The 21,790-nt window shown below is 38.2% G+C and carries 23 protein-coding genes; 11 read left to right on the plus strand and 12 right to left on the minus strand.

Annotation, left to right across the window (positions count from 1 at the left end; translation table 11 throughout):
• Positions 1-11 precede the first annotated feature (11 nt).
• The 9 genes from AC0N32_RS07230 to pdhA all read right to left on the minus strand — a co-directional run bounded on the left by AC0N32_RS07230 (position 12) and on the right by pdhA (position 8,559).
• Positions 12-524: a DUF7935 family protein gene (locus tag AC0N32_RS07230; RefSeq protein ID WP_476393183.1), complete on the minus strand. Its 513-nt coding sequence runs from the start codon at positions 522-524 to the stop codon at positions 12-14.
• Between the two features lie 38 nt (positions 525-562).
• On the minus strand, positions 563-1,723 hold the full coding sequence (locus AC0N32_RS07235) for a hypothetical protein (protein ID WP_476393184.1): 1,161 nt from the start codon (positions 1,721-1,723) through the stop codon (positions 563-565).
• A gap of 50 nt (positions 1,724-1,773) precedes the next feature.
• Positions 1,774-2,667: a hypothetical protein gene (locus AC0N32_RS07240; RefSeq protein ID WP_476393185.1), complete on the minus strand. Its 894-nt coding sequence runs from the start codon at positions 2,665-2,667 to the stop codon at positions 1,774-1,776.
• Positions 2,664-3,341: a RadC family protein gene (gene radC / locus AC0N32_RS07245; RefSeq protein WP_476393186.1), complete on the minus strand. Its 678-nt coding sequence runs from the start codon at positions 3,339-3,341 to the stop codon at positions 2,664-2,666. Before radC ends, AC0N32_RS07240 begins: the two co-directional genes overlap by 4 nt.
• A gap of 48 nt (positions 3,342-3,389) precedes the next feature.
• Complete coding sequence (locus tag AC0N32_RS07250) at positions 3,390-3,968, minus strand: murein L,D-transpeptidase catalytic domain-containing protein (RefSeq protein ID WP_476393187.1); 579 nt, start codon at positions 3,966-3,968, stop codon at positions 3,390-3,392.
• 10 nt (positions 3,969-3,978) lie between these two features.
• Complete coding sequence (locus AC0N32_RS07255; protein WP_476393188.1) at positions 3,979-4,647, minus strand: ABC transporter ATP-binding protein; 669 nt, start codon at positions 4,645-4,647, stop codon at positions 3,979-3,981.
• Positions 4,648-4,711: 64 nt separating this feature from the next.
• Entirely contained in the window at positions 4,712-5,701 is a 990-nt protein-coding gene (locus AC0N32_RS07260) for a bile acid:sodium symporter (RefSeq protein WP_476393189.1), read from the minus strand.
• 130 nt (positions 5,702-5,831) lie between these two features.
• Positions 5,832-7,448: a 2-oxo acid dehydrogenase subunit E2 gene (locus AC0N32_RS07265; RefSeq protein ID WP_476393190.1), complete on the minus strand. Its 1,617-nt coding sequence runs from the start codon at positions 7,446-7,448 to the stop codon at positions 5,832-5,834.
• Between the two features lie 109 nt (positions 7,449-7,557).
• On the minus strand, positions 7,558-8,559 hold the full coding sequence (gene pdhA / locus AC0N32_RS07270) for a pyruvate dehydrogenase (acetyl-transferring) E1 component subunit alpha (protein ID WP_476393191.1): 1,002 nt from the start codon (positions 8,557-8,559) through the stop codon (positions 7,558-7,560).
• Between the two features lie 126 nt (positions 8,560-8,685).
• Between pdhA and AC0N32_RS07275 the strand changes: the two genes are divergently transcribed.
• On the plus strand, positions 8,686-9,288 hold the full coding sequence (locus AC0N32_RS07275; RefSeq protein WP_476393192.1) for a phosphatase PAP2 family protein: 603 nt from the start codon (positions 8,686-8,688) through the stop codon (positions 9,286-9,288).
• Positions 9,289-9,297: 9 nt separating this feature from the next.
• Positions 9,298-9,759 (plus strand): BlaI/MecI/CopY family transcriptional regulator, encoded by a 462-nt coding sequence (locus AC0N32_RS07280; RefSeq protein ID WP_476393193.1) that lies wholly within the window; start codon positions 9,298-9,300, stop codon positions 9,757-9,759.
• 60 nt (positions 9,760-9,819) lie between these two features.
• Here the strand turns inward: AC0N32_RS07280 and AC0N32_RS07285 are convergent, their stop codons facing one another.
• Positions 9,820-10,224 (minus strand): RNA recognition motif domain-containing protein, encoded by a 405-nt coding sequence (locus AC0N32_RS07285; protein WP_476393194.1) that lies wholly within the window; start codon positions 10,222-10,224, stop codon positions 9,820-9,822.
• Positions 10,225-10,608: 384 nt separating this feature from the next.
• Between AC0N32_RS07285 and AC0N32_RS07290 the strand changes: the two genes are divergently transcribed.
• The 9 genes from AC0N32_RS07290 to pdeM all read left to right on the plus strand — a co-directional run bounded on the left by AC0N32_RS07290 (position 10,609) and on the right by pdeM (position 20,660).
• Positions 10,609-11,010, plus strand: a complete 402-nt coding sequence (locus AC0N32_RS07290) for an acyl-CoA thioesterase (RefSeq protein WP_476393195.1) — start codon at positions 10,609-10,611, stop codon at positions 11,008-11,010.
• Entirely contained in the window at positions 11,007-11,573 is a 567-nt protein-coding gene (locus AC0N32_RS07295; RefSeq protein WP_476393196.1) for a helix-turn-helix domain-containing protein, read from the plus strand. Before AC0N32_RS07290 ends, AC0N32_RS07295 begins: the two co-directional genes overlap by 4 nt.
• 312 nt (positions 11,574-11,885) lie before the next feature.
• Positions 11,886-14,714: a heavy metal translocating P-type ATPase gene (locus AC0N32_RS07300; protein WP_476393197.1), complete on the plus strand. Its 2,829-nt coding sequence runs from the start codon at positions 11,886-11,888 to the stop codon at positions 14,712-14,714.
• 107 nt (positions 14,715-14,821) lie between these two features.
• Positions 14,822-15,550, plus strand: a complete 729-nt coding sequence (locus tag AC0N32_RS07305; protein WP_476393198.1) for a DUF72 domain-containing protein — start codon at positions 14,822-14,824, stop codon at positions 15,548-15,550.
• A 127-nt stretch (positions 15,551-15,677) separates the two neighbouring features.
• Positions 15,678-16,544, plus strand: coding sequence for a polysaccharide deacetylase family protein (locus AC0N32_RS07310; RefSeq protein ID WP_476393199.1), 867 nt, complete (start codon positions 15,678-15,680; stop codon positions 16,542-16,544).
• Positions 16,545-16,623: 79 nt separating this feature from the next.
• On the plus strand, positions 16,624-17,283 hold the full coding sequence (locus tag AC0N32_RS07315; RefSeq protein ID WP_476393200.1) for a YggS family pyridoxal phosphate-dependent enzyme: 660 nt from the start codon (positions 16,624-16,626) through the stop codon (positions 17,281-17,283).
• A 55-nt stretch (positions 17,284-17,338) separates the two neighbouring features.
• On the plus strand, positions 17,339-18,523 hold the full coding sequence (locus AC0N32_RS07320) for a sigma-54-dependent transcriptional regulator (RefSeq protein WP_476393201.1): 1,185 nt from the start codon (positions 17,339-17,341) through the stop codon (positions 18,521-18,523).
• Between the two features lie 92 nt (positions 18,524-18,615).
• Complete coding sequence (locus tag AC0N32_RS07325) at positions 18,616-20,001, plus strand: MATE family efflux transporter (protein WP_476393202.1); 1,386 nt, start codon at positions 18,616-18,618, stop codon at positions 19,999-20,001.
• A 14-nt stretch (positions 20,002-20,015) separates the two neighbouring features.
• On the plus strand, positions 20,016-20,660 hold the full coding sequence (gene pdeM, locus AC0N32_RS07330) for a ligase-associated DNA damage response endonuclease PdeM (RefSeq protein ID WP_476393203.1): 645 nt from the start codon (positions 20,016-20,018) through the stop codon (positions 20,658-20,660).
• A 5-nt stretch (positions 20,661-20,665) separates the two neighbouring features.
• Here pdeM and AC0N32_RS07335 read toward each other — a convergent pair whose 3' ends face one another.
• Complete coding sequence (locus AC0N32_RS07335) at positions 20,666-21,187, minus strand: N-acetyltransferase family protein (RefSeq protein ID WP_476393204.1); 522 nt, start codon at positions 21,185-21,187, stop codon at positions 20,666-20,668.
• Positions 21,188-21,192: 5 nt separating this feature from the next.
• The gene (locus tag AC0N32_RS07340; RefSeq protein WP_476393205.1) at positions 21,193-21,774 is read right to left on the minus strand and encodes a 5'-methylthioadenosine/S-adenosylhomocysteine nucleosidase family protein; all 582 of its coding nucleotides are present in this window, start codon (positions 21,772-21,774) and stop codon (positions 21,193-21,195) included.
• Positions 21,775-21,790: the final 16 nt, after the last annotated feature.

Genomic DNA, 21,790 nt, shown 5'->3' on the forward strand with positions numbered 1-21,790 from the left:
TTATTTTTTAGTTAAGCTATTATTAAAATTTCTCTTTTCAGATCATCAATGGTAGCTGAAATATAGTCTTCCCCGTTGATAAAATTCATGATAAAAACCGTCTTGAATTCATCCAGGGTAGCTTCTCCGCTTATTTCACGATAAGTTTTATGAAGAAGCTCAATCACTGCATTTTTGGAATCGACTATATTTTTCCAGGAATTTTTTGTGATGTAAAGCTGCTGGGAAGAATTATAATCAAACTCTTCATTAATTGATTTTTCGGTAAGAAAGATAAATTCATGAACAGCAAGGTCTTTATCGAAACGCTGGATCAGATGGGAAGGTTTTATTCTTTCCATGAAAAGAGTCATCCTTTCATAAGACTGGGCCTTGTTTTCGGTATTTGATTTTACGGTAAGCAGTTTGATTTCCTGCTCTTTCAGTTTAATGTAGGTGAATACAAATTGTCTCAGCAACACCAAAAAAGGTATTGCAATAATCAATGCAAAAGCATACGGTAAATATCCTGAAAGACTAGCCATAATTTGAGGTAGCAAAATTACTGATAATTTTACAATAATTAATCAGTCTTTGGCATTATTTGATGTTTAGAATTCCGGTATGCGATCAGCGACAGGATGATAATGAGATAAAAACCGACCATCATCCTGTTGACGAGACTCGGAAACATAAAAAAACGAATAAAAACCGTAACATATATCGCTAGGTAAAGTGCTACATATTTCATGCTTCTTCTGTCTTTTTTCATCAGCAGTTTATAATCTAAAACCGTTACAATAAAAATTAAAAGCAGCAGAAAATAAGACGTATTGAATTCTATAAGTAATTTACTTTTAACATAAGCAAAATAGTCCGGAAAGCTGAAAGGGTCGGGATTTGAAATCGGATACAACTGAACTTTAGTAAACTGGTTCATAAAAAATACAGACCATGGAATCTGATTGAAATACTGTATCGTTCCGAAGGTGAGTGCGAAAAAAAGGAAAGAGCCCAGAATACTCTTTGCCTTCAGCGAAAAATCTTTTTTGAAAATGTATAATATGATTAATAAAAAAGTATAGAAAATAAAATACTCCGGCCGTGTCATGATGCACAAAATACCGAATACCGTAGCGGTCCGGTGATTTCTTTTCACGACGACAAAATAGAAGCTCAGCAGCAAAAGCAGGGTCGATAAACCGTCAGGCGTCGCATGTCGTGAAGTGTCTAAAAGAGGTTTGAATAAAGAGATTAAAATCGTTAGAATCAAAGCCAGATAATGATTTTTAATAATTCCAGACAAAAAAACAAAAACCATGATGACCATTAAAACATAGGAAATAAGCGTAATCAGAAACGTAGATGTTGATGCATCGAATCCAAGTTTAAAGAAAAGAGCATTGATGAAATTATACAATGGTTTTACAGTAAACAGCTGAAGTTCTTCTTCATACGCTTTAGGATTTTCCGATAAAACCTGATAATACGTGTTTTCTCCTTTGGCTTCTTCTTTGTGGGTAAGATCACTTTTACCGGTCCCGGGATTTTTAAGTTTTAGTTCATCATACACTTTTTTGTGAATTTCCTCAATGTTCATATCCGGAAAATTCGATTTGTAGACGATCCCCATGTAGGCTTCAATATCTGCATTGTAATATCTGTGAGTATACAGATAAAATGACATCAGGCATAGATAAAGTGATAAAATAAGAACACTGATACGATCACCTATTTTCAACATATAGTTTATTTTTAATTACGCCAATTTTTTCAGACCAGTATATTTAATTTTTATCTTAACGAAAATAAGTTTCGGATAATTTCTTTCTTGGAGTTTTCAACAACACAGTAAGGCTTCAGTTCAGGCCGGAAACCTCTGAAAAATTCTTCAATCGCCGGAACCTCACTTCCTTCAAAATCAAATATTTTTTTTTCGATATTCTCCTGTATCGCAGCATCAATAATCACGGAAGAGCCTGCAAGCTTTACATATTCTCTTTCATTAAATGTACCGAGTAATACTGATGTTTTTTCATCGTCGTATACTGCAATCGCATTAATTATTCTACTTTGGTACATAAAAGCGTAAACCGTAAGTGCCCCTGAATCACCAAGAGCCTGAAAAATTTTTAGAAATTCTTTTTTATCATTTTCATTTTTGGCTCCGATCATATTTTTAGAAATAAAAGAATAAGCGTCACCGATTTTCATTTTCCTGATCTCTGAAACATCTATTACGTCTGCATCGAGCCTCAGTTTTCTCTTTCTTTTGGGTGAATATCTCTGTCGAACATTTTCGTACTCATCAGGATAAATCAAAAAATTATTCCTTTTTTTCAACGGAGAACTAAAAGAATTTCCGTCATTAAAAGCATAGTACCAAACCTTATAATTTTTTTTTAAATAGGTAAGAAAAAGTTCGTTTTGAGTAGCATCGTCTTTCTTGGAAAATATTCCTAATTGCTGACAAAGCTTAGGATTAATAATCAACTTTACGCCAAATTTTTTCACAAAGGGAACCGGCATCACAACTTCATAATCACCCAAAACGAGAACTTCCCATTTTCTGCACGACGTAATATCGAGGAAAAGCCTGGATGCAGAGTATTTCCTCTGCTCAGAATTTTCTATGCAATTTGTATATTTTTCGAAATCAATTTCGTGATATTTCAGTCGTCTAATCATAATAATCCGTCGTCTGAGAAACTAAAATAGGAATTCTGTGTGATAATAAGATGATCCAAAAGCTGGATTCCCAGTATTTTCCCCGCTTCTTTTATTTTTTGTGTAATGTCTATATCTTCCCTGCTCGGTTTCAAATTCCCCGAAGGGTGGTTATGCGCAACAATAATTCCTGTTCCGAAGTGATCAAAGGCTGTTTTAAACAAAATCCTTATATCCACAATGGACTGACTGATTCCACCTTGTGTAAGCTGTGCCTTATGCACCACTTTATTGCTCTGATTCAGAAATATGGCCCAAAATTCTTCCGTCCGCAAATCAGACAGTTCATCTTTAAATAACAGGTAAGCATCATTGCTGTTCGAAATCTCTTTTTTCTCCGAGATTCCCTGCTTGGCCCTTCGTCTTCCAATCTCCAGTGCCGTTGCAATTGAAATGGCTTTTACTTCCCCCACCCCTTTGAATTTCATCAGATCTTTTACTGAAAGCAGACTTAGCTGGTTCCAATTGTGATTGACAGAAGACAGGATTCTTCTCGCCAGTTCTATGGCCGTTTCGTCCCTGTTTCCGCTTCCCATTATAATGGCTAACAACTCGGAATCTGACAGCGAGCTTCTGCCTTTAAGCAAAAATTTTTCTCTTGGCCGGTCGTCTTCAGCTAAAAATTTAATGGACATTTTGAGAGTTATGGTTAAAAATTAAAGATTTAAACTAAAAGAATTGCCTTAGTAAAACGCATACAAAATGATCGGCAATTTGGATTTGTCTATATATTTTGAGGTGGTATCAAAAGCATTTTTAGAAAGCATCGGACAGCCAAAACTCAGGCAGGCAGGATCCTGAGACTCTTTGTCCGGAACGCAGTAATAAGAGTGAAGAACGATCGCTCTGGATCTTGCATTGCTATTGGTTTCATCAAGACCATCAAGGCGGTAGGCCTTTCCAAACTTACCGGAATAATCCTCTCCGATCTTGTATTTACCCAGTGACGACTGGTGAGACCCTTCAGCATTACTGAATCGTAACGACTGGGAGTTTTTAATAACAGAACCGTCTCCATGGGCTACGATGGCTTTCTGTAGTATTTTATCATTCTTCAGGTCGTAGATAAAATACCGGTATTTTCCTGAATGAATTTTAAAATTAATAAAAATCGCAATCTCCTGATTATAATTTTTCTTTCTCAGGAAGTCTTTGATTTCTACAATTTTAGATTTTGGTAAATCGGAATATGTTTGAGCCTGGTACACAGAACAAAAACCGGAAAACAGTAAAAGAAATAAAAAAATAAAGTGTTTCATCATTTGTGGAGTTTTATTCGATAATCATTCCGTCTTTCATAATCAGCTTTCGGTCGGTGATTTCTGCCAGATTGGGATTATGGGTTACAATAACAAAGGTTTGGTTGTATTTATCCCTTAAATCAAAAAATAATCTGTGGAGGTCATCTGCATTTTTAGAGTCCAGATTCCCGGTAGGCTCATCGGCAAAAATAATCTTCGGTGAATTGATCAAAGCTCTTGCCACGGCTACTCTCTGCGCTTCACCACCGGAAAGCTGATTCGGTTTGTGATGTAATCTCTGTTCTATCTTTAAATCTTCAAATAAAGCGTAAGCCTTTTCAACAGCCTCTTTTTCATTGGCGCCTGCAATTTTTGTCGGCAAAAGTACATTTTCCAATGCTGTGAATTCCGGAAGCAGCTGATGAAACTGAAATACAAATCCTATATTCTGATTTCTGAATTTAGAGAGCTGCTTGTCGTTCATATTGATGAAAGATTCTCCCGCAATCGTAATTTCGGTATCGAATTTTGATGATGTGGTGGGCTGATCCAATGTTCCCAGAATCTGTAAAAGAGTAGATTTTCCGGCTCCGGATTCTCCAACGATAGAAACCACCTCACCTACTTTGATGTGAATATCAACACCTTTCAGCACTTCCAGCTTCCCATAAGATTTACGGATATTTCTTGCTTTAATCATAATTCAAAAATAGTGATTTGATTTGGAATCTGAAATGCAGAAAGAGAATTTTATATTGCCGATTTTAAGAAATCTGAGCCTTTTTTTCAATTCTGTTGGCGAGCCAGCTTACATAAAACAATTGGAAACTGTGATAGATCATGACCGGAAGCAGAAACAGTACTTTCTGATCTTCAGCGATACCGAGGACCATTACGAAGAGACTTCCGTGAACGAGCGATTTTTTTGATCCGCAGAATGTGGCCGTAATAACATCTTCTCTTTTAAAATTTAATTTTTTAGAAATCAGCTTCAGAATTTCGTATACTGAGAAAAACAGTACGACAATACCGGATGCAATAATGATAAAAACGACCAGAGGAACTGAAGCAAAAACATTTTGGGTGAAAGCCTCAGAAAAACTTTCATAGACAATTAAAAGAATGATCATTTTGTCGAATTCCGCGATAATTTTGCTGTACCTGGTCACAACATTTTTTAACAATGGATTCAGAAGTAATCCTAAAATAATCGGAAGCAAAACTTTGATCAAAAGCTGCTGGATAATTTCAGAATTATTAATATTCTCCTGGTCCGGCTGAACAAAAAAGCTCATTAATAAAGGTGTCATTACAATTCCGATAATTCCGGAAACGGATGCATTGAAGATCGCAGAAGTTACATTTCCTTTTGCAATAGAGACCATAACCACGGATGATGATACCGTAGAAGGTAGGCTGGCCAGGAAAAATATAGAAAGCCACGTTACATAGTACGAAGTGTCTTTGACAAGCGGATAAAAGCAAAAAACAAGCAGAGGAAATATGATAAAAGTTCCGCACTGTATTAAAAGATGCAGCTTCCAGTTGGAAATATCTTTTACAATCTCCTTAATCTTGAGCTTTAAGCCGTACAGTAAGAAAATGGCTGCAATGCCCCAATCTATAAAACCTGATAAATTAAAATATTGATTGTACTTATCCTGAAATGGTATCACTTTTCCGGCAATGACCATCGATATCAATAATAAAAGAAAAATATTCTGCTTGTCTAATTTTATAGTTTTTAAATTCATGTATTAAATATAGCAATCATCATTCTAAAACCAAAAAGGCATGATTAAAATTAGCTTAAATTCCATTTAAAAAAAAAGGTTTACCGCATTGCGGTAAACCCTTTTATATGATTTAAACATAAATATAAAATTACAGTAACAACGTCAAAGGATTTTCTAAGTATGTTTTTAAAGTCTGCAGGAACTGAGCTCCCGTAGCACCGTCTACCACTCTGTGGTCACAAGCCAATGAAAGCTTCATGATGTTTCCGACTACAATCTGTCCGTTTTTCACCACCGGTTTCTCGATGATGGCGCCTACGGAAAGAATGGCAGAGTTTGGCTGGTTGATGATGCTGGTAAAGGTTTCGATACCGAACATTCCCAGATTGGAAATTGAGAAAGTAGAACCTTCCATTTCATTAGCCTTAAGACCTTTATTTTTAGCTCTTGCAGCCATATCTTTTACTGCAGCCGAGATTTGAGTGTAGTTCATCTGGTCTGTATTCTTAAGTACAGGAACCACCAGTCCGTCAGGAATAGCTACTGCCACCCCGATGTTGATATTCCCTCTGTGGATGATTTTATCCCCTGCCCAGCTTGAATTCACCTGCGGATGCTTTCTCAATGCAACAGCCGTTGCCTTGATGATCATATCGTTGAAAGAAATTTTGGTATCCGGTAAAGAGTTGATTTCTTTTCTGGCCTCAATCGCTTTATCCATATTGATTTCTACCATCAGATAATAGTGAGGCGCAGAGAATTTACTTTCGGAAAGACGTTTTGCGATCACATTTCTTACCTGCGAGTTCTGGGTTTCCGTATCTTCACCCTGAACAAAACTTAATGCCACCTGAGCAGCAGGACTTGCCGACGGGGCCGAAGCAGCAGCTGGCTTAGCCGCAGAAGGCTGATAATTTTCAATATCTTTTTTAACGATTCTTCCGTTTTCACCTGAACCCTGGATACTGTTGATATCTACCCCTTTGTCCTGAGCCATTTTCTTGGCTAAAGGCGAGATTGCAACTCTGTCTGAAGAAGAAGCATTGGCAGCCGGAGCAGCTTTTTCATCTTCTTTGGATTCTGTTTTCTGCTCAGCAGGTTTTTCTGAAGATGATGCAGCTGCTTTTGGAGCACCAACTCCTGAAACGTCTGTACCTTCAGGCCCGATGATCGCTAACACTGAATCAACAGGCGCAGCACCGCCTTCTTCAACCCCCTGCTTCAGCAAAACTCCGTTGAATTCAGATTCAAAATCCTGAACGGCTTTATCGGTTTCGATTTCTGCAAGAAGATCACCCTCTTTTACGGTGTCTCCAACATTTTTATGCCATTTCGCTACTTTACCTTCCGTCATAGTATCGGAAAGTCTTGGCATGGTAATTACTTCCACTCCCGCGGGAACTTCAGTGGTGGTCTGCTCTATACTGGTAGCATTATTTTCTGTTTTGTGGTCTTCATCCACTTTTTTCTCTTCAGAATCATTGGATTTGGGAGCTTCGCCACCGGTTAATCCTGAGATATCCTCTCCTTCATTTCCGATAATGGCCAAAACAGAATCGACAGCGGCTGCACCGCCCTCTTCTACTCCTACATATAAAAGGGTTCCTTCTACTTCAGACTCAAAATCCTGAACCGCTTTATCGGTTTCGATTTCTGCTAAAATATCTCCTTCTTTTACTTTATCTCCTACTTTTTTATGCCATTTTGCCACCTTACCTTCCGTCATCGTATCGGAAAGACGTGGCATTGTAATTACTTCTGCCATAATTTATTTTAATTTGAAAATTTGGTAATTTGTTTATTTGAAAATTAAAAAAGATATGGATAATAAATCATTTTCAAATTTTCAAACTTTCAAATTGACTTATTATCTTTTAGTTTTCTAATTTGTCTAGGAATGGATAATCTTCCTGAGCATACACATACTCATAGATTTTTTCTGCATCAGGATATGGTGAATTCTCCATAAATTCGATGCATTCTTCCACGAACTCTCTCGATTTGTTATCCGTTGCTTCCAGTTCTTCTTCTGTAGCCCAATTATTAGCCAGAATTCTCTGTCTGATTAATTCAATCGGGTCATCATTTTTGTGTACCGCAACTTCTTCCTTAGATCTGTAAGGTTCCGCATCAGACATTGAGTGACCTCTGTAACGGTAAGTTCTGGCTTCAATGAAAGTTGGCCCGTCTCCTCTTCTCGCTCTTTCAATAGCTTCGTAAGCCGCTTCGGCTACTTTTTCAGGATCCATTGCATCTACGGCAAGACAAGGCATTTCGTATCCAAGACCTAATTTATAGATATCTTCGTGATTGGCTGTTCTTTTAACAGAAGTTCCCATCGCATACTGGTTGTTTTCCACAACGAAAACTACCGGAAGTTTCCAGTTCATGGCCATGTTAAACGTTTCATGTAACGAACCTTGTCTGGCAGCTCCATCCCCGAAGAAACAGATATTCACTGCTTTTCTGTCGAAATATTGGTCGGCAAAAGCGATTCCGGCTCCCAAAGGAATTTGTCCTCCCACGATACCGTGACCACCGTAAAACCTGTGCTCTTTGCTGAAAATGTGCATAGATCCACCCATACCTCCAGACGTACCTGTAGCTTTGCCACAAAGTTCAGCCATAATTCTTTTCGGATCTACTCCCATCGCCATAGGATGGATGTGGCATCTGTAAGCAGTGATCATACTATCTTTAGTTAAATCCATTGCATGGGTAAACCCTGCAGGAATAGCTTCCTGACCGTTGTACAAATGTAAAAAACCTCTGATTTTTTGTTTTAGATAAAGAGAACGGCATTTGTCTTCAAACCTTCTCCACATTGTCATATCTTCATACCACTTCAGGTATACCTCTTTAGAAAATTCTTTCATGTGTTGAGCTCTTGCTTATTTATTATGAAATAGTTGAGCAAAATTATAAAAAAAACTTTGTTTTTATTGTATACCTGCCTATTGTTTTTTGGTTATAATATTATATTTACACCTTCAAACTTAATTATGGAAGAAAAACAGCCTTCATTTGTTCATAAAACCTCAAGAATTATATCCGATTTTTTCAATCCGCTGATTTCCCTCGTCATCTTTTTTATTTATATGAGTATAAAAAATTACTCATTACATACTTCCCTGCTTTATTTTGTTCCGATATCACTGATGATTATCTTACCGATCATCATCTGGATTACTTGGAACGTAAAAACCGGAAGATATACCAATATGGATGTTTCCAATCGCCGGCAAAGGAAAAGTTTATATTTCTTTATTGCAGCATGTGTTATTTCTTATCTTCTTTTTAATTATTTCAGAAACGGTTATGTCGATTTTGTCATGCTTTTTATTCTTGTTTTGCTTTTTGTGATGCAGATCAGTAATTATTTCATTAAAAGTTCCATGCACACGGCTTTTAACCTATTTGTTGCCACTCTGTTTTTTGCCATGGATAAATGGATGGGACTGCTGTGGATGATCATTGCCATTCTTGTAGGCATCACAAGGATTATTTTAAAGAGGCATACGCCAAAAGAAGTTCTGATGGGCGCCGGAATTGCTTTTGTGGTATCTTTTCTATATCTTTATTGCAACATTCAGTTTCAACACTAAGAATTTTATATGAAAATAAACCATCTTACATCTGCGGAAGAAAATCTCATGAAACTATTGTGGAAACTCGGGTCATTTTATCTGAAAGACATCATGGAGCAGCATCCGGATCCGAAACCTCATCAGAATACGGTTTCCACCTATCTGAAAATACTGGCTGAAAAGGGATATTTGTCAACGGAAAAAGAAGGAAGGATATTCAGGTATCATGTTGGAGTTCCTTTTGAAGAATACAGGAAATTCTTATTATCCGAACTTGCTGATCATTTTTTCAATGGATCCGGAAAAGAAATTTTAAAATTCATGATCGATGAAAACCTGGTTTCGGTACAAGATCTTAAAGATTTCAATATTGATATAGCGCCGGTACAAAAGAAAACGCCGGATTTTGAATATGTAAATGAAATTCTTAATCCCAAAAAAGATAAAAAGAAGAGCAAGGATAAAAAGAAGAAAAAAAAGAAAGAGTAGGAATAATTTCTGCTTTCAGTCAAAAAAAAAGCGGCTTCAAATTGAAGCCGCTCGTATTTTTTACCAACGTTTTCCGCCGCCGCCGTTTCCGCCACGATCTCCACCGCCGTAACCGCCGCCGCTTCTGTTGTTACCTCCGTAACCACCGCCGCTTCTGTTGCCTCCTCCGAAACCACCGCCTCTGTTTCCACCAGCGCTGTTACCGAAAGTTCTTCTTGGCTTTTCCTCTCTTGGTTTAGCCTCAGAAACATTAAGTGTTTTTCCGTTGAATTCTTTCTGATTAAGAGCATCAACAGCCTGCTGACCTTCAGCGTCTTCCATTTCGATGAAACCGAAACCTCTAGAACGTCCAGTTTCTTTGTCTGTAATGATTTTTACTGAAGAAACTTCTCCAAATTCTGAAAATAGATCTTGCAACTCATAGTCTTTAGTTGCGTAATTGATGTTTGAAACAAAAATGTTCATCTGAATAAAAAAATTAAAAATGTTAAAAATGATTTGGTTTATAAAAGAAAAACAACATAAAGAATGAACAAATATTGATTCCAGATATAAGACAGGTGCAAGATACGATTAATAATTTCATATCAAAACGTTTTTTCAATTTTTTTTATTAAAATTTTCAATCAAAAGATAATTTTGTTAAAAAGTATTAATTCATCATCAAATATTTATGAATATTTATTAAAACCATAATTATTTTCAAATTTGTAAGAATTTTTAACATCATTATTTGTTCTTTATTCAAGATCATTGACCCAATAAATAATCCTGTTTCTGATTCTAAATTCAAATGACTTGAAGATGCCGGTTTTAAATCTTAAATTTGTACCGGAAACAGTTAGAATTATGAACTATCATACAAGAAAATGGGTAAAACCCGAGGATCTTAATCCAAACCAGTCATTATTCGGAGGCAGACTTTTGCAGTGGATCGATGAGGAAGCTGCTTTATATGCGGTTATTCAGCTGGAGAACAAAAAAGTGGTCACAAAATTTATTTCAGAAATCAATTTCGTAAGCTCCGCAAAACAAGGTGACATTATTGAGATCGGGATCGAAGTTTCTTCTTTCGGATCAACTTCTCTGACCCTGAGATGCGACGTAAGAAACAAAATGACCCACCAGACCATCATTACCGTAGAAAAAATAGTAATGGTAAATCTTGATGAACAGGGAAATCCTGCGCCTCACGGAAAGACCCAAGTTGAGTTTGTAAAAGACCGGTTAAACAACCAGAAACAGCAATGAAAATTTTCATAAAAAATATGGTATGCGGAAGGTGTATTGCGGCCGTTTCCCATATTTTTAACGAAACCCAAATAGAGGTCAGGAATATCAGCCTGGGTGAAGCAGAAACGGAAAATGAAGTAAGTGAAGAAAAACTCCAGGTGCTTGAAAGACTCCTGGAAGAGACGGGATTTGAGAGAATTAAGGATTTTTCACATCAGCTTATTGAAAAGATCAAAAACCTCATCATATTAAAAATCAGCGAACTGGATATTGAAGAAGATTTTCTGCTCTCCGATTTTTTAAGCAAAAGCTTACATAAAGATTACAGCATTCTTTCCAAAACGTTTTCCCAAAATGAAAATCTTACTTTGGAGCAGTTTTTTATCCTTCAGAAAATTGAAAAAGTAAAAGAGCTTCTTCTTTATAATGAATTTACCTTAACAGAAATTGCCGGAAAACTGGGCTACAGGAGCGTTCAGCATTTATCTTCCCAATTCCGCAATGTCACCGGGTTTACACCTACCGAATTTAAAAAGCTTAAAATTCATAACAGAAAACCCCTGGATCAGGTTGGAGGGTGATAGAGTGAGAGAGTTTCAAGGTTGGAGAGTATGAGAGTTTTTAGCGCATCAGAACTTTAATGACGAATGATTTAGACAACGAGAAGTATTTTTAAATCAAAAAATTAAACATACCGGAACGAAATCTCTTAATCAGAAAGGATCATCATTAACGAATCAGAATCAATAGTTTATTACTTCCCAACTCTCTTACACTCTAACTCTAAAAACTCTCAAACCAAGAAAAGATGCCAAATTTTATACATATTATCCTTAAATGTATAACAGCCTTCGGAATACATTTTGGAGATTTGTAGTATAATTAGAAGGATCATGGAACATCAGTATAAAATTCTCGGAATGACCTGTTCCGGCTGTCAGAAAAAAATCAGTGAAAAGCTCAATAGCCTGGAAGGCATTAAGGCCGAAATCAATTTAGAAAAAAACACGGCAACCATTATTTCCGACAGGGAAATAGAATTGAATGCTTTAAATAAATCACTCCAGGAAATCGGAAATTACAAACTCGAGGATCCGGCAACTCATGACACGGCTTTCGTAAAGCCACAGGACAGGGTTTCCCCGTCTTCCGTATATTACTGCCCGATGGAATGCGAAGGCGATAAAGTATACTTCCAGCAGGGTAAAAGATGCCCTGTCTGCAATATGTACCTGGTGCCAATCGAAGAAAAGCACGCAAAAGATCCTGATTATAAGCCGGCCTATTCTTCCGCTCATCTACCTGAAAGTTTTAGAGATAATATCGGAAAATACTACTGTCCGATGTTCTGTGAAGGCGATAAAATCTACCCTGAAAAAGGAGATTGTCCGGTTTGCCATATGCATTTGGAAGAAATTACGGAAGACCTTGTAAAAAATACAGAAAGCCATTCTCATCACGCTTCACATCAGCACCCTCATGAAGTTCCGAAAGTAACGGAAGAGATGGCCGGAAAATATTACTGCCCGATGTTCTGTGAGGGAGATAAAGTCTATGATTCCAATGTCGGATGCCCTGTCTGCGGGATGGATCTTGTGAAATATCCTGAAAAAAAGACCGCACAGTACACCTGCCCCATGCATCCTGAAATTATCCGTGATGAACCGGGAGACTGCCCGATCTGTGGAATGGACCTTGTAAAAATACCTGAAAAACAAGACCATGAAGAGGACGAAATTCTCAAAAGAAAATTCGCTGTTTCCCTGATTTTCACGGTTCCTGTTTTTATTCTTTCAATGGGCGGAATGTTTATCGATTTTCCGTTTTCACATCAGATTCAGGCCATTATTGAGTTGGCACTGACACTTCCCGTACTTTTTTATTCGGGATGGTTTCTCATGAAGAGAGGCTGGGTTTCATTCAAAACCTGGAACCTCAATATGTTCAGCCTTATTGCCCTGGGAGTTGCTGCTGCATTTATTTTCAGTACCGTTGCGCTTATTTTCCCGAATGCCATTCCTCATGAAATCCGGGGTCACAATCATGAAAGTCCGTTGTATTTTGAAGCGGTCTGTGTTATTTTAACATTGGTTATTTTAGGCCAACTGATGGAGGCTGCGGCACACAAAAAAACAGGAAATGCCATCCGCGAACTTATCAATCTTTCTCCTGATGAAGCCAATCTTGTGGTAAATGGAGAAGAGAAAAAAGTACTTCTGTCTAAAGTAAAAATCGGCGATCTGCTAAAAGTAAAGCCGGGAGAGAAAATACCTGTCGACGGAAAAATAACCGAAGGAAGTTCTTACATCGACGAAAGCATGATCACGGGAGAGCCGGTTCCGGTTGAGAAAAATGCAGATGATAAGGTGTCGTCAGGAACCATTAACGGAAATCAGGTTTTTATCATGAAAGCGGAAAAAGTGGGTGACGAAACGCTTTTATCCCAAATTATAAAGATGGTCAATGAAGCCAGCAGAAGCAAAGCACCTATTCAGAAATTAACGGATAAAGTTTCAAAAATATTTGTTCCTGCGGTAATTTTGGCAGCTGTTCTTACCTTTGTACTCTGGCAGTTTTTCGGTCCGGAGGGAAAGAAAAGTCTTTTTGCTTTCGTTAATGCTGTTGCCGTTTTAATTGTTGCGTGTCCCTGCGCCTTAGGCCTTGCCACGCCCATGTCTTTAATGGTAGGAATCGGTAAAGGTGCCAAAAACGGTATCTTGATTAAAAATGCCGAGGCTTTGGAACAGATGAATAAAGTCAATGTTTTAATTACTGATAAAACGGGAACTTTAACTGAAGGAAAGCCGTCTGTCGAACATATAGAAACCGCCGCAAGTGATGAAAATTTAATTTTAAAAATAGCCTATGCTTTGAATCAGAATTCCGAACACCCTTTATCGAATGCGGTCATCAGGAAAGCAAAAGAAAAAAATATTAAACCTGAAAAATTAGAAAATTTCGAGAACATATCCGGAAAAGGCGTCATAGGAAACATCGAAGGAAAAAGAGTCTCTATCGGAAACGAAAGCCTTCTGAGCACTTACAAAATTCCGGTTCCTGATGATCTGAGCAAAAAAGCGGCCAGAATACAGTCAAAAGCTCATACGGTATCTTATGTAGCCGAAGGTGAGAAGGTGTTGGGCTTCATCAGCTTTACCGATAAAATTAAAGAAAATGCTAAAAAAGCCGTTCAGCAATTAACAAATGAGGGTGTTCAGGTAATCATGATGACGGGAGACAATGAGCACACGGCCAAAGCAGTTGCAGACGAGCTTGGAATTACAAGTTTTAAAGCAAACTGCAAACCGGAAGACAAATTACAGGAAGTCAAAAGATTACAGCAACAGGGAAAAATCGTAGCCATGACGGGCGACGGTATCAACGACTCCCCTGCTCTGGCACAGGCCAATATAGGAATTGCCATGGGAACAGGAACCGATGTCGCCATTGAAAGCGCCGAAATAACTTTATTGAAAGGTGATATTTCGGGAGTCGCAAAATCCAGGCTGTTAAGTGAAAAGCTCCTTAAGAATATTAAGGAAAATTTATTCTTTGCCTTCATTTATAATGTCCTGGGTGTTCCGGTCGCGGCAGGATTATTGTATCCGTTCTTTGGAATACTGCTTTCCCCCATGATAGCAGCAGCGGCAATGAGTGTGAGCTCGCTTTCCGTGATCTTAAACTCACTGCGGTTGAATTCTGTTGATTTAAATAAAAAGTAATTTTCAATTTTTTGCAAGTTTAGAAGATCAGCCCCATGTTTTCGAAAATTTTTAATGATGAAAATCGACGGCACCTTCTAAATCTGTGAGAAAAATTATACCCGAATATGAAAAAGCAAAATCTATACATTGGATGCTCAGGTTTTTACAATAACGACTGGAAAGGATCACTATATCCCGAGGATGCCAAAAGTAAAGACTTTCTGACCTTATATGCCCGGGAATTCAACTGTGTAGAGATCAACTCGACATTTTACAGAAAACCTACTGCGAAAACGCTCATCAAATGGACAGATGAAACTCCTGATCATTTCAGATTTTTCATCAAAATTCCCAAAATGATTTCCCATGAAAAAAGAATGAAGGAATGCAAAGAAGAAATTCAGGCTTTTTGTGAACATATCCATTCCCATTTGAAAGAAAAGCTTTCAGGATTTCTTTACCAGTTTCCTCCATCATTCAGGAAGAGCCAGGAAAATATCGACTATATTATCAACAATATCGATCATCACTACTTAAACGTCATTGAATTCAGACATGAATCGTGGTGGGACGTAAAGATTTTTAGCATGCTGAAAGAAAACAATATTGTTTTTTCAGGAGTCAGTTTCCCCGGAAATCTTCCTGAAGACGTTATCATCAATCATCACGATATACTGTACTACCGGCTTCACGGAAAACCGGTGCTCTATAAATCTGAATACAGTCATGAATTCCTTGAAAATTTAGCAGAAGCGATAACAAAATCGCAACATAAAGCTTTTATATTTTTCAACAATACCTGGGGGACTTCCGCCATTAAAAATGCAGTATTCTTAAAGGATATCCTTAAATAAAACTAGTTCAAAAGTTTTTTATTAAAATAAAATTAAAAAGCAGAATTTAACAAAACAGGGCATATTTTTTGTTATGAAATATTCTGAATAATTAACAGTTTTTAACAATTTAATTCCATTTAATTTTATGACATTAAACTTTGCGGAAAAGTCTCTAAAGAAGACCTTTCCAGGGATGCTTGCATTGATGAGTGCAACTTTAATATTATGTAACAGCTGCCGACAGAACAACGACAGAAAAGAATCAGGAAAAACGATTCCGAAAGCCCATCCCGTCGCAAAAAATGTCCCCAAAATAATTGATGAACATGGTCCTTCCGACAAAAGAGTCATTTATCTTACCTTTGATGACGGCCCAAACCGCGGAACAGAAAACCTTCTCAGAATATTACATAAAAGGAATATCTGCGCTACCGCCTTTATCGTAGGAAAACATGCATACGGAAGTAAAAAACAGCAGGAAGATCTTCAGCTCCTAGGAGAAGATAAACTTATAGAGCTTGCCAACCATAGCTTTAGCCACGCCCACAATAAATACACCGATTTTTATAAAAACCCGGTGGCCGTGGTTCGTGATTTTGATACGGCTAAAGACAGCCTGAAATTGTATGATAAAATCGCAAGAACGCCGGGAAGAAATATATGGCGACTCAACAACATTACCGTTACTGATCTTAAAAGTTCTGCCGAAGCAGCAAACAGCCTTAAAAACGCAGGCTACAAAGTCGTAGGATGGGATCTCGAATGGAAACCCACCCAGAAAATGGAATTGAAAGGAAACCATGAAGCCATGCTGAAAAAAGTAGACAGCATTTTCTTCAATGATCTTGAAAAAACATCAAGACACCTCGTTTTTCTTACCCATGATCAATATTTAACGGATAGTGACTCCATCAATGAACTGGATCTTTTCATTGAAAAACTGCAGAAAAGCAACCGCTTTGTCTTCAGAAAAATATCGGAATATCCGGGAATCAATGAGGTTCTGAACTAAATATTTTTGACGAAGAACCATCCGCGAAAATTTCTGGGATCCGATGATATTTTAATTTAAATTTCAGAAATTTGCAGGTATGAGCATTCAGGAAAATTATAAAACTATAAAAGAGCAGCTGCCGGCCGGCGTTCAGTTGGTAGCTGTTTCCAAAACACATCCGGTTTCTGCCATTCAGGAGGTCTATGATCTCGGACAAAGGGTTTTCGGCGAAAATAAAGTCCAGGAACTTACCGAGAAATATCCGCTCCTGCCGAAAGATATCGAGTGGCACCTCATCGGGCACCTGCAAACCAATAAAGTAAAATATATTGCTGAATTTATCGACACCATTCAAAGTGCCGATTCGGAAAAACTGATCCGGGAAATCAATAAAGAAGCAGGAAAGCACCAGCGAAAAATCAAAGTGCTCCTCCAGGTAAAAATTGCGGAAGAAGAAACCAAGTTTGGCCTGGAATTTCAGGAAGCCAAAGAACTCTACCAAAAGTACCTTAACGGCGAATTTCCGAACATCAGCATCACGGGTTTGATGGGAATGGCCACTTTTACCGACCAGGAAAACCAGATAAAAAAGGAATTTTTAAACCTTAAAGCTCTTTTTGACGAATTAAATCAACAAAATACTTTGCAAACGTTATCCATGGGGATGAGTGACGACTTCCCCATTGCCATTGAATGCGGGGCGACCTCCGTACGCGTAGGATCGGCAATTTTCGGCAGAAGAGATTATTCAAAATAGACGATTAGGTATAGTTTTTGCTAATAATTCAATCAAAAAATTTAAATTTGCAACTATGCAAAAAATCCTTATTGTAGAAGACGAAAAAGCAATCTCAGGAGTACTCCAAAGTATCCTTTCCGATGAACTTAACGACTATGAATTTGTAATTGCCGAAGATGGCCTTGAAGGTTACAAGCAGGTAGAAAAAGAAGATTTCGCTCTGGTGATTTCAGATATCAAAATGCCTAAACTTTCAGGAACCGAACTTTTAAAACAAAGTTTATTAATAAAGCCGGAATCCACTTTTATCATGATCTCCGGACACGCAGATATTGATTCTGCAGTTTCCTGTCTCAGAGACGGAGCCTATGATTTCATCTCCAAACCTATCGATATCAACAGATTGATTACCAGTGTAAAAAATGCTTTGGCTAAAGAAAGCCTGAAGAAAGAGAACAAAAATCTTCAGACCGAAAACAAAACGCTGAAGAAAAAGGTAAACAAAAAATACCAGATGATCGGCGAATCGGCGGGTTTAAAGAAAATTCAGGATATGATCGAGAAAGTGGCCGTTTCTGATGCAAGGGTTTTGATCACAGGACCAAACGGTGCCGGAAAAGAGCTTGTAGCGCACGCCATCCACAATCAAAGTGAAAGAGCAAGAGGCCCGATGGTGGAAGTAAACTGTGCCGCCATTCCTTCCGAACTTATTGAATCTGAATTATTCGGACACGTGAAAGGTTCTTTTACAGGAGCAATCAAGGATAAACAGGGGAAATTCGAACAGGCCAACGGTGGTACCATTTTCCTTGATGAGATCGGTGATATGAGCCTTATAGCACAGGCAAAAGTTCTGAGAGCACTGCAGGAAAGTAAAGTATCCCCTGTAGGAAGCGACAAAGAAATAAAGGTTGATGTGAGAGTTCTTGCAGCTACCAATAAAAATATGCAGAAAGAAATCGAAGCCGGAAGATTCCGTGAAGACCTTTATCACAGACTTTCGGTGATCGAGATTTATGTCCCGCCATTGGATGAAAGAAAAGAAGACATCAGATCTTTGGTTGAACATTTTGCAGGAATCATCTCTGATGAACACGGAACCGCTCTGAAAAAATTTGATGATAAAGCCATCGATGCTTTAAAGGCACTTTCCTGGACAGGAAACATCAGAGAGTTGAGAAACGTTGTGGAAAGATTAATCATTTTAGGAGGAAACACCATTTCTGCCGAAGACGTTGCAAATTTTGTAAGGAAATAATGTAAGCATTACTTTAGATAAAATTATAAAATTGCAGTATCACATGTTACTGCAATTTTTTTTGAATAAAACTATATGAGCCATCAATAATTATGAACTTTTTAGACAAAAACTATACAAAAGAATGCCTTACACTGGCCCTTCCCGTCATGCTGACACAGGTCGGGCAGGTTTCGGTAAATCTTTTCGACAATATCATCGTAGGGAAATTGCTGGGTGCCGATGCACTGGCATCGGTTTCATTGGGAAATGCTGTATTTTTCTCAATGTTTGTTCTCGCTCTGGGATTTTCTTTTGCGATTCCGCCACTGGTTTCGCAAGCCCATTCCCAGAATGATCATCAGACGATCAATTCCGTTTTCAGTCATGGCTTTGTGATCAATATGACCGTGGGGGTTGTTTTAATGACCGTTCTGCTTTTAGGGATGCCGCTGCTCTATCATTCGGGGCAGCCTGGTAAAATCGTTCCGGATACAGTGGATTTCCTTACGGTCATGGCCATTAGCATTATTCCTTTCATGGCATTTCAGACGCTTCGGGAAGTTTCTGAGGGGCTTTCGTACACTATTGGGGTTACCAAGGCGACCATTATTGCCAATGTCATCAACATTGTACTGAATTATGTTTTTATAAAAGGGCTTTTCGGAATTCCGCCGATGGGTGTGAAAGGTTCTGCCCTTGCGAGTCTTATTGCCAGAATTTTCATGGTGGTTTTTCTTTATTTTGTGCTTTTAAAACAACATCAGACGAGGCGTTACATTAAAGATTTTTCTTTAAAGATCGAAGTTTTCTCCAGGAAGATGTTTGACAAAATGGTACGATTGGGATTGCCTACAGCACTGCAGATGTTCTTCGAAGTAACAGCTTTTGCCGGTGCCGCTTTCATCTGCGGACTGATCTCTGCCCATGATATTGCTTCCCATCAGATCGCCCTGAGCATGGCTTCTTTCACCTTTAATTTATGCATCGGGTTCAGTGTGGCTTCCATGGTGATGATCGGAAGAAAGCTTGGTGAACAGAATTTTACGGAGCTGAGGAAAGTGGGGATCAACAACCTGAAGATCGCTTTCATTTTTATGGCGATTTGCGGCGTTATATTTATTTTAGGAAGAAATATTCTTCCGACCTTTTTCACCAAAAAAGAAGAAGTTGAAGTCATTACACTGGCTGCGAAATTAATGATTATTGCAGCATTATTCCAGCTTTCGGACGGTATTCAGGTAACGGCTTTGGGTACTCTGAGAGGGATGCAGGATGTAAAAATTCCTTCCATTTATACATTTATTGCGTATTGGGTGATTACTATTCCATTGGGATATTTTCTTTGTGTGACGCTGGCGATGGGCGCTTTCGGGATGTGGATTGCACTGGGGCTGGGATTAACGATCTCTGCTTTGTTTCTCGTTAAAAGATTCCTTAATCTATCTGCCAAAAGAATCAGGAAAAATGCGGAAGCCAATATAAAAAGTTCCCTTTAAATACTTTACAAGGAATGAATGTACAGACAAAAAGTATACAGGTCGGCCAACAAAACTTTATCCTTACGAATCAAAGGGCTTTATTCTGGAGAGAGGAAAAAGCCCTTATCTTATCAGATCTACACATAGGAAAGACGGCACATTTCCGGAAAAACGGGATTGCCCTGGCCAATCAGATCATGAAAAACGATCTTGAGCGTCTTTCCATTCTTATAGAATATTTTAAACCTGAAAAATTCATTGTGGTGGGCGATCTTCTGCATGCGGGAGACAATTCGGATGTCGATGAATTCTGTACCTGGAGAAACCAATACAATGAGCTGCAGTTTCATCTCATAGAAGGCAACCACGATAAAATTTCCAAAAAGCTGGAATCTAAATTATGTTTAAATTTTAAATCTGAATCATTGGAGATCAATGATTTCCTCCTCATTCATGATTTTGACAAAAAACAGCTGAAGTTCCAGATTACAGGCCACATCCATCCGGGATTTGTGATTCATTCATCCGTAAAAAAAATAAAGCTACCCTGTTTTGTCGTGACAGAAAACCAGATCTTACTTCCGGCATTCAGTGAATTTACCGGTCTTGACACAAAAAATCTCCCTAAAAAAGGAAGATTCTATGTGTTTACCGACGCGGAAATCTATGAAATATAGCAGTATTATCCGAGAATTTTTTTCATCATCAGATCAGTCTGTTCCTCGCTTCCCAACCGGAAAATATGCTTATCAAATTCTTCAAAACCATTCTTCTTATAAAAGCTGACGGCTCTTTTATTTTCTTCCCAAACGCCTAACCAGATATATTTTTTTCCTTCTTCAGAAGCAATTTCCAAGGCTTTTTCGTATAACAGCTGACCAACTTTTTTTCCGTGGTGAGAACTTTTCACATAGATTCTTTCAATTTCCAGGGAGAAATCGTCCTGCAGCTCTGTTTGTGCTTTTCCGGTATTCACTTTGAGATATCCCACCGGGTTTTCCTCTTCCCAGGCAATAAAGAACCGGGATTCCGGAGTATTGATTTCTTTCGACATTTTTTCTGAAGAGAAACTTTCCTCCAGGTATTTCTGCATCTCTTCCTCCGAATTATGCATCGAAAACGTCTCGTAAAAAGTTTCCTTTCCTAACTGCTGAATGACTTCAAGATCATCTGCGGATGCTTTTTTTAAAACTATAAATAGCATAGGATTTACAAAAATAAAATTTTATTAAACGCTTCTGACGCAAGATGTACCTGTACCGCCCAGTCGTCTGCGGCATCACTTCCTGCATCATCTGAAATATATTTAAGACAAAGAAAAGGAATCTTTTCCTTCATTGCGATAAGGGCCAGCGGATAAGCTTCCATATCTACAATATTGTAATCTCCTTCAGAATGGTTCATCTCGAAACTGTCGCCACTGCCGCAGGTTCCTTCAGGAAGCCCTTCTTTCTTAAGGCCATATTTCAGGACCGCAGGAATTCCTGACAGTGGAGTTTCATACAGGCCAAAACCAAGACCTCTGACGTCCATATCACGCTGGATAAATTTTGTACAGCAAACCACATCTCCTTTATGAAAACCTTTGCTTCCTGCAGAACCGAGATTGACGATCAGTTCCGGTCTTCTCCGGTGGATTTCTTTGGTAAGCTCCACAGCAGCATTTACTTTTCCGATCCCGGTGATCAGCTTGTTTTTATCGTTGAAAACTTGTCCGGCTTCAGAGTCTAATGCAAAAACAAAGACGGTTTTATCCAAAGGAAAATGAAGAAATTCATTTATTTTAATCATGAAAAATCGATTATTA

The organism is Chryseobacterium endophyticum (genome assembly GCF_056333165.1).

What these genes read in the sequence shown, in the direction of transcription:
- AC0N32_RS07295 (WP_476393196.1), top strand. Translation starts at nt 11,007, where the DNA reads ATGAAAATTTTCATAAAAAATATGGTATGCGGAAGGTGTATTGCGGCC.
- AC0N32_RS07305 (WP_476393198.1), top strand. Translation starts at nt 14,822, where the DNA reads ATGAAAAAGCAAAATCTATACATTGGATGCTCAGGTTTTTACAATAAC.
- pdhA (WP_476393191.1), bottom strand. Translation starts at nt 8,559, where the DNA reads ATGAAAGAATTTTCTAAAGAGGTATACCTGAAGTGGTATGAAGATATG.
- AC0N32_RS07255 (WP_476393188.1), bottom strand. Translation starts at nt 4,647, where the DNA reads ATGATTAAAGCAAGAAATATCCGTAAATCTTATGGGAAGCTGGAAGTG.
- AC0N32_RS07290 (WP_476393195.1), top strand. Translation starts at nt 10,609, where the DNA reads ATGAACTATCATACAAGAAAATGGGTAAAACCCGAGGATCTTAATCCA.
- AC0N32_RS07230 (WP_476393183.1), bottom strand. Translation starts at nt 524, where the DNA reads ATGGCTAGTCTTTCAGGATATTTACCGTATGCTTTTGCATTGATTATT.
- pdeM (WP_476393203.1), top strand. Translation starts at nt 20,016, where the DNA reads ATGAATGTACAGACAAAAAGTATACAGGTCGGCCAACAAAACTTTATC.
- AC0N32_RS07340 (WP_476393205.1), bottom strand. Translation starts at nt 21,774, where the DNA reads ATGATTAAAATAAATGAATTTCTTCATTTTCCTTTGGATAAAACCGTC.
- AC0N32_RS07275 (WP_476393192.1), top strand. Translation starts at nt 8,686, where the DNA reads ATGGAAGAAAAACAGCCTTCATTTGTTCATAAAACCTCAAGAATTATA.
- AC0N32_RS07310 (WP_476393199.1), top strand. Translation starts at nt 15,678, where the DNA reads ATGACATTAAACTTTGCGGAAAAGTCTCTAAAGAAGACCTTTCCAGGG.
- AC0N32_RS07260 (WP_476393189.1), bottom strand. Translation starts at nt 5,701, where the DNA reads ATGAATTTAAAAACTATAAAATTAGACAAGCAGAATATTTTTCTTTTA.
- AC0N32_RS07280 (WP_476393193.1), top strand. Translation starts at nt 9,298, where the DNA reads ATGAAAATAAACCATCTTACATCTGCGGAAGAAAATCTCATGAAACTA.
- AC0N32_RS07235 (WP_476393184.1), bottom strand. Translation starts at nt 1,723, where the DNA reads ATGTTGAAAATAGGTGATCGTATCAGTGTTCTTATTTTATCACTTTAT.
- AC0N32_RS07320 (WP_476393201.1), top strand. Translation starts at nt 17,339, where the DNA reads ATGCAAAAAATCCTTATTGTAGAAGACGAAAAAGCAATCTCAGGAGTA.
- AC0N32_RS07240 (WP_476393185.1), bottom strand. Translation starts at nt 2,667, where the DNA reads ATGATTAGACGACTGAAATATCACGAAATTGATTTCGAAAAATATACA.
- AC0N32_RS07300 (WP_476393197.1), top strand. Translation starts at nt 11,886, where the DNA reads ATGGAACATCAGTATAAAATTCTCGGAATGACCTGTTCCGGCTGTCAG.
- AC0N32_RS07250 (WP_476393187.1), bottom strand. Translation starts at nt 3,968, where the DNA reads ATGATGAAACACTTTATTTTTTTATTTCTTTTACTGTTTTCCGGTTTT.
- AC0N32_RS07285 (WP_476393194.1), bottom strand. Translation starts at nt 10,224, where the DNA reads ATGAACATTTTTGTTTCAAACATCAATTACGCAACTAAAGACTATGAG.
- AC0N32_RS07335 (WP_476393204.1), bottom strand. Translation starts at nt 21,187, where the DNA reads ATGCTATTTATAGTTTTAAAAAAAGCATCCGCAGATGATCTTGAAGTC.
- AC0N32_RS07325 (WP_476393202.1), top strand. Translation starts at nt 18,616, where the DNA reads ATGAACTTTTTAGACAAAAACTATACAAAAGAATGCCTTACACTGGCC.
- AC0N32_RS07265 (WP_476393190.1), bottom strand. Translation starts at nt 7,448, where the DNA reads ATGGCAGAAGTAATTACAATGCCACGTCTTTCCGATACGATGACGGAA.
- radC (WP_476393186.1), bottom strand. Translation starts at nt 3,341, where the DNA reads ATGTCCATTAAATTTTTAGCTGAAGACGACCGGCCAAGAGAAAAATTT.
- AC0N32_RS07315 (WP_476393200.1), top strand. Translation starts at nt 16,624, where the DNA reads ATGAGCATTCAGGAAAATTATAAAACTATAAAAGAGCAGCTGCCGGCC.